The organism is Pseudomonas sp. MWU12-3103b (assembly GCF_023100615.1).
Classification (GTDB): Bacteria; Pseudomonadota; Gammaproteobacteria; order Pseudomonadales; family Pseudomonadaceae; genus Aquipseudomonas; species Aquipseudomonas putida_A.
Genome location: NZ_JALMEY010000008.1, coordinates 1 through 6,658, shown reverse-complemented (window position 1 = coordinate 6,658; position 6,658 = coordinate 1). Strand labels below are relative to the sequence as shown.

At 59.5% G+C, this 6,658-nt stretch carries 4 protein-coding genes and 1 pseudogene; 4 read left to right on the top strand and 1 reads right to left on the bottom strand.

Annotated elements, in window-relative coordinates:
* Window positions 1–66: 66 nt before the first annotated feature.
* The 4 genes from macA to M0808_RS13995 all read left to right on the top strand — a co-directional run bounded on the left by macA (window position 67) and on the right by M0808_RS13995 (window position 5,033).
* Window positions 67–1,215, top strand: coding sequence for a macrolide transporter subunit MacA (macA, locus tag M0808_RS14010; RefSeq protein WP_096797354.1), 1,149 nt, complete (start codon window positions 67–69; stop codon window positions 1,213–1,215).
* Between the two features lie 2 nt (window positions 1,216–1,217).
* Window positions 1,218–3,173 (top strand): MacB family efflux pump subunit, encoded by a 1,956-nt coding sequence (locus tag M0808_RS14005; RefSeq protein WP_247841517.1) that lies wholly within the window; start codon window positions 1,218–1,220, stop codon window positions 3,171–3,173.
* A 975-nt stretch (window positions 3,174–4,148) separates the two neighbouring features.
* Window positions 4,149–4,520: a hypothetical protein gene (locus M0808_RS14000; RefSeq protein WP_247841515.1), complete on the top strand. Its 372-nt coding sequence runs from the start codon at window positions 4,149–4,151 to the stop codon at window positions 4,518–4,520.
* Window positions 4,521–4,673: 153 nt separating this feature from the next.
* On the top strand, window positions 4,674–5,033 hold the full coding sequence (locus M0808_RS13995) for a DUF6124 family protein (RefSeq protein WP_247841513.1): 360 nt from the start codon (window positions 4,674–4,676) through the stop codon (window positions 5,031–5,033).
* 184 nt (window positions 5,034–5,217) lie between these two features.
* Here the strand turns inward: M0808_RS13995 and M0808_RS13990 are convergent.
* Window positions 5,218–6,658 (bottom strand): annotated as a pseudogene (locus M0808_RS13990) (hypothetical protein); the annotation flags it as partial.

Sequence of the window (6,658 nt, the reverse complement as noted above, 5' to 3'; positions counted from 1 at the left end):
GTGTGGTTGTTCTATCAAGACCCGGCCGCTGGCCGGGTTCATCCCTGAACGGACTTGTGGTTATTTATGGAAAAGTCGAAGTTGCGCAAAGTCGGTATGGGGTTGGCGTTGGCGGCGGTGGCCGGGTTGGTGCTGTACACGGTGCAGGCACCGGCCGAAGCGCCGAAATACCAGACCGCCCCGGTCGAACGCTCGGATATCGAAAACACCGTGCTCGCCACCGGTTTGCTGGAAGGCGTCAAGCAGGTGGACGTCGGCGCTCAGGTGTCGGGGCAGTTGAAGTCGCTCAAGGTCAAGGTGGGCGACAAGGTGAAGAAGGGCCAGTGGCTGGCCGAGATCGATCCGCTGGTGCTGCAGAACACCCTGCGGCAGGCTCAGGTCGATGAGGAAAACCTGCAAGCGCAAAAGCGCGCCACGCAGGCCCAGCTCAAACAGACCAAAGCGATTTACCAGCGCTATCAGAACCTGCAGGAAGATGCGTCGATCTCGCGTCAGGACTTCGAAACCGCGCAATCGGACTACGAGGTGCAGCAGGCCAATCTGCTGTCGCTGGACGCGCAGATCAAAAGTGCGCACATCCAGATCGACACCGCCAAGGTCAACCTCGCGTATACGCGGATCGTCGCGCCGATCGATGGCGACGTGGTCGGCATCGTCACCCAGGAAGGCCAGACCGTGATTGCTAACCAGTTGGCGCCGATCCTGCTGAAACTGGCGGATCTGGACACCATGACCATCAAGGCCCAGGTCTCGGAAGCCGACGTGATTCATATCGCGCCGGGGCAGCAGGTGTATTTCACCATTCTCGGCGAAGACAAACGCTATTACGGCAAGCTGCGCGGCACTGAGCCTGCGCCGCAGAACTTCCTCGAAACGCCGCCGGCCGGCACCCCGAAGCAAAACACCGCGGTGTTCTACAACGCGCTGTTCGAGGTGCCCAATCCCGACCATCGCTTGCGTATCTCGATGACCGCGCAAGTGCGCATCGTCCTCGATACCGCGCAATCGGTGCTGACCGTGCCGGTGGCCGCGCTTGGGCCACGCAACGCCGATGGCAGCTTTCCGGTGCGGGTGCTCGATGCCAAGGGCCAGGCGCAGTCGCGCAACGTGCAGACCGGGATCAACAACAACGTCAAAGTGCAGATCAATCAGGGCCTCAGCGAAGGCGAGCGGGTGGTGATCGGTGATCCGTTGCCCGCCGTGGCGGGGGCTTGAGCATGACGCAAGCGTTGCTGCAACTGACTGGCATCACCCGCAGTTTCACCGCCGGCGACCGCGAGTTTCTCGCGCTGAAGGATATCAACCTGACGATCAATGCCGGAGAAATGGTGGCGATCATCGGCGCCTCCGGCTCCGGAAAATCAACCCTGATGAACATCCTCGGCTGCCTCGATTACGCCACCGCCGGCAGCTACAAGATCAATGGCCAGGAAACCCGCGACCTCGATGATCAGGCGCTGGCTGAGCTGCGCCGCGATTATTTCGGTTTCATCTTCCAGCGCTATCACTTGCTGCCGCACCTGAGCGCGATGCACAACGTCGAGATGCCAGCGATCTACGCCGGCATCCCCGCGCCGCAACGCCACGCCCGCGCCCGCGAGTTGTTGGCGCGACTGGGTCTCGACGGGCACCTGACGCACCGTCCGAGTCAGCTCTCCGGCGGTCAGCAGCAACGGGTGAGTATCGCCCGGGCCTTGATGAATGGCGGGGAAGTGATCCTCGCCGACGAACCCACCGGTGCCCTCGACACCGCCAGCGGCAAAGAGGTGATGCGCATCCTGCTGGAGCTGCACGCGGCCGGGCACACGGTGATTCTGGTGACCCACGACCCGAAAGTCGCGGCCAACGCCGAGCGCATCATCGAAGTCAGCGACGGTGAAATCCTCAGCGACCGCCGCAACCAGCGCGACACCGGGCAACTGCCGGGTGAAGACGTGCCGCCAAAGCCCCCGGCGACCCGCCGCCTGGTGGCCAGCCTCGGGCTGTTCAAGGAAGCCTTCAACATGGCCTGGGTGGCGCTGATTTCGCACCGCATGCGCACTTTGCTGACCATGCTCGGGATCGTCATCGGCATCACTTCGGTGGTGTCAATTTCGGCGATCGGCGAGGGCGCGAAAAACTACGTGCTCAAGGACATTTCGGCGATCGGCAGCAACACCATCGACATCTATTCCGGCAGCAGTTTCGGCGACAAGCGCGCCGCCTCGATCGAGACACTGGTGCCGGCCGACGTCACCGCGCTGAATCAGCTGTATTACGTCGACAGCGCCACCCCGGTGGTCGGTCGCAGCATGCTTCTGCGTTATCGCAACATCGACCTCGATGCGCAGATCAACGGTGTCAGTGATCAGTATTTCCAGGTGCGCGGAATCAAACTGGAGGCGGGCATCACCTTCAGCGAGAGCGACGCGCGGCGTCAGGCGCAGGTGGTGGTGATCGACTACAACACCCGGCATCGGTTGTTCGGCGAGGGTGTCGATCCGCTGGGCCAGGTGATCCTGATCGGTAACCTGCCATGCACCGTGATCGGCGTGGCCGCCGAGAACAAGAACCTGTTTGCCTCGGGCAAAACCCTCAACGTCTGGGTGCCCTACGAAACCGCCGCCGGCCGTATCCTGGGCCAACGTTTTCTCGACAGCATCAGCGTGCGGATCAAGGACGGCCAGTCGAGCAAAGTCGTGGAAAATCACGTCACCCAATTGATGCTGCAACGCCACGGCATCAAGGACTTCTACACCAACAACCTCGACAGCGTGATGCAGACCGTGCAGAAAACCAGCCGCTCGCTGGCCTTGCTGCTGTCGCTGATTGCGGTGATTTCGCTGGTGGTCGGCGGCATCGGCGTGATGAACATCATGCTGGTGTCGGTCACCGAGCGTACCCGCGAGATCGGCATTCGCATGGCGGTCGGCGCACGCCAGTCGGACATTCGTCAGCAGTTTCTGGTGGAGGCGGTGATGGTCTGCCTGCTCGGCGGGGCCATCGGCATTTCCCTGTCGTATGCCATCGGCCACCTGTTTTCGCTGTTCATCAAGGAATGGGAGATGGTGTTCTCCATGGCCTCGGTGCTGACGGCGGTGATCTGCTCGACGCTGATCGGCATCGTCTTCGGTTTCGTCCCCGCGCGAAATGCATCGCGCCTCGATCCGATCGAGGCACTGGCGCGGGACTGATTGCCGAAGCTGATTGGCCGGGCTTGTGCCTGAAGTGCACACATCGAAAGGGACGGGTGATGAACCCGTCCCTGTTTTTCGCTTTCCAACTGTGGGAGCGAGCCTGCTCGCGAAAGCGGCCTCACAGTCGACCAATCCCTGACTGAATGCACTCGGTCAAATGGTGGGAGCTGGCTTGCCAGCGATGACGGCCTACCAGCCGACCAACCTCCCACTGAATGCACGCAATCCAACTGTGGGAGCGGGCTTGCTCGCGAAAGCGGCCTCACAGTCGACCAATCTTTGACTGAATGCACTCGGTCAAATGGTGGGAGCTGGCTTGCCAGCGATGGCGGCCTACCAGCCGACCAACCTCCCACCTGAATGCACGCAATCCAACTGTGGGAGCGGGCTTGCTCGCGAAAGCGGCCTCACAGTCGACCAATACCCAACTGAATACACTCGGTCAAATTGTGGGAGCTGGCTTGCCAGCGATGGCGGCCTACAAGACGATCACCCTCCCACTGAATGCACTCATTCCAACTGTGGGAGCGAGCTTGCTCGCGAAAGCGGCTTGCCAGACACCATCAAAACTACAGGAGCAATCCCGGTTCTCCACACACACAATAAACGCACCCCCGCAACCACGTTTAAAGTACACGAACCGTTACGCCATAACGGCTACAACACCTTGCGCCGTTACCTACGCGTACGCCAGAATCCGCCGGCTTACACGGCTATGGGCCGGGCTATATCGTTTCCCTGTCACTGAAAATCAGTGATCGGGTTTGGTAGCCCGTTTCTAAGTGTGATGGCGACGCCATATGCAGTCCCTTTTCAGGGGGACTCGATTTTTTATGGTGGCCATGCGTGGGGCTCCTTCGGGAGCGCCGGGTTTTCCTGCTTAGACCGGTCTACCAACCCGCGTATGGCCGCCACCCTCGTTTGGTAGCGAGAGTGATGGCTCCTTACTTTTGCTAAGCAGGAGCTTCACCTATGTTCAAAGCCACACCCAACCCCCCAGACACCTCGATCCCGTACGACCCAGCCCTCGACCCGCAGAAGATAAAAGCGGCAACCGACCGCGCCATCAACTTCTACCTCAACCCCGGCGCACTGAAGATCTCCATCCCTTCAGCCTCGTCATGCAAGGCGAACAGAATTTTCCTCATCGACCCCACCGTGGACGAAGAAACGTTGCTCGTCGAAGCCTGCGAATCATTAGCCGCCGCCAGCGACATGGCCCGCGACATCGGCGACACCGTCGACAACCCACAGCGTCGAGCCATGCTGATGCTGCATCAGGTGATCATGCTCAGTGAACTGATGGTCAACCGGGTACTGGACGGCCGCCGCGTGCCGAACTAATCACCGGTCCCGTGTAGGAGCTGCCGCAGGCTGCGATCTTTTGATTTTGTTTTTTAAAAGCAACCTCAAAAGATCGTCCGAACGCGGCCCGAACCTGCGGCAGTTCCTACAGTGAGTAATCCTTTCAAAGTGCCCCGATCGGAGTTCCAGCTGATGCCCGAAACCCCACCCAATCTGCCAATCACAGACCCGGTATCACCCTACGAATCCCTCAACTCCAGAAAGCTCCACGAAGCCACCGAACGCGCCCTCGATCACTACCTCGCGCCCGCGCACATCATGGCCACACCCTACACCCCCAGCAGCATGTTCCTGGTCAACCCACAAACCGACACGGAGTCCCTGCTGGCCAACACCTGCGAATCCCTGGCCTCGGCCACGGTCATGCTCGGCGATTTCGCCGGGACGCTGGAGGGGCCGAGTCGTAATACGGTGTTGGGCATTGCGCAGGTGGTGATGCTGGGGGAGTTGGCGGTGAATCGGGCGCTGGATAATGTTGTGCCCAAGGAATAGGCGCTAACAGTTCTGGCCTCTTCGCGAGCAAGCCCGCTCCCACGGTGGATCTGCGTTGGTCACTTGTTAAGTGCCCGGCAAAGATGCCTTGTAGGCGTGAGCCTGCTCGCAATTGCCATTAAATAAATCTGTCCCCTTATCACTTCTCAGCAACTAGGGTTTAAGGCGAGCAAACCCTTTCGTATCAATTGAATGTGACGGTGAAGGGCGGAGTTATCTGCTTTCCTGTGGGGCCGAAGAAGTTCAGCGTATATATTCCCGGCCCTTTTAGTGTGATACCCCATAATCCGAGTTGACGGGAACCAGGGGATTTAATGTCTAAAGTCCTGCTTTGAAGCTCACCCATGGGGCTACTTAGCGTTACTACATGAGTTCCTATGGCGAGGGATACGACCTGAAAACCCAAGCTCAAGCCCACGTAATTCGAAAATAACAATACGCTACCGTTTTGAGGAAGATACCCGGCGCCTCCTGACGGCAATTGCATCCAAAAACTGAGAACATCTTTTGCATCTATGACAACGATGAGGTACGGGGCAGAAGTCTGATCACTGCCATCTAGAACCTTCGCTGTGAAGATGTGAGTCAACGCGTCAAGCCCCAGCAAGGTGTACGACCATTCTCCGTTTTGCGAGTCTGCCAAGACCTCGCCTATGGCTGTCAGGTTATCCAGAATTTCGACTCTTTGGCCCCTGCTTGCGACCCCGGTCAGAACTATCGTTCTGTCAGCAGTATCACGGCCAGACACAATCATCTGGCCCACAGAGTCTCTTGCCGAAATGATGGTGGGCCGCACATCCTCAAACGCCTTGATCGTATAAGTACGCACCGGAAACTCCACCGCCTCACTCTCCACCGTGCTCTGACCAAGCGCCGCTTTAAACGCCAATTCCAGGCTGCTGTCATCCAGCAGAGCGTTGAGCTCATCGGCTGGAAGCGGAACAGTGAAGAAGCGGTCAGCAATCCAGTCGGGGTTGGTGAAGGCCGTCGGTGCGCTCCAGATCTCGCGTGTGTAGGCGCTGCCGTCGGCATTGGTCCCGCGCAGACGCAACCAGACGTATTGGTTGAGGGCGATCAGTGGCCAGTCACCCATGCGTACGGACGCTTGGGTCAGGTTGCCGGTATGCAGTTCCGGGCCGGCGCCGTCGTTGTCGGCCTGCTCGATGGTGGGGCTGGCCAACGCGCTCTGCGGCATTGCTTGCACCGTCAGGTCAAATTCCCGGGACGGTGTTGGATGACCATCAATGATCACGACGTAGGAGATTTTTACCTGCTTACCCAGGTTGAACGCCACCACGCTGTTGGGGATCGCAAACTCAAGCCCTTCGCTTACCGCACGCGGCACTGAGGTGTGCGACCCGCCGGCCGGTGTGCCGTCAGCGCCAGTCCAGGTGACGCTGATTTCATGGTTTGGCAGCAACGCGCTGTTGTCCGGCACCACGATGGTCAAGGTGTCCCTGACCAGCAGCGGGTTGAGTGCGCTGTCGCCGCTGTTCTCCTTGATCGAGGGGGCGAGCAGTTCCAGCGCGACGCCCACGGTGAACACCAATGGATTCGAAAGGCTGGTCTCATCTGTGGCATTCCGCCAGAGCTGGTAGCGGACGGTGATCTTGCTGCCGCGGTTG

Excerpts from the sequence above, each read along its gene's own strand:
- M0808_RS14000 (WP_247841515.1), top strand. The coding sequence starts at position 4,149 with ATGTTCAAAGCCACACCCAACCCCCCAGACACCTCGATCCCGTACGAC.
- macA (WP_096797354.1), top strand. The coding sequence starts at position 67 with ATGGAAAAGTCGAAGTTGCGCAAAGTCGGTATGGGGTTGGCGTTGGCG.
- M0808_RS13995 (WP_247841513.1), top strand. The coding sequence starts at position 4,674 with ATGCCCGAAACCCCACCCAATCTGCCAATCACAGACCCGGTATCACCC.
- M0808_RS14005 (WP_247841517.1), top strand. The coding sequence starts at position 1,218 with ATGACGCAAGCGTTGCTGCAACTGACTGGCATCACCCGCAGTTTCACC.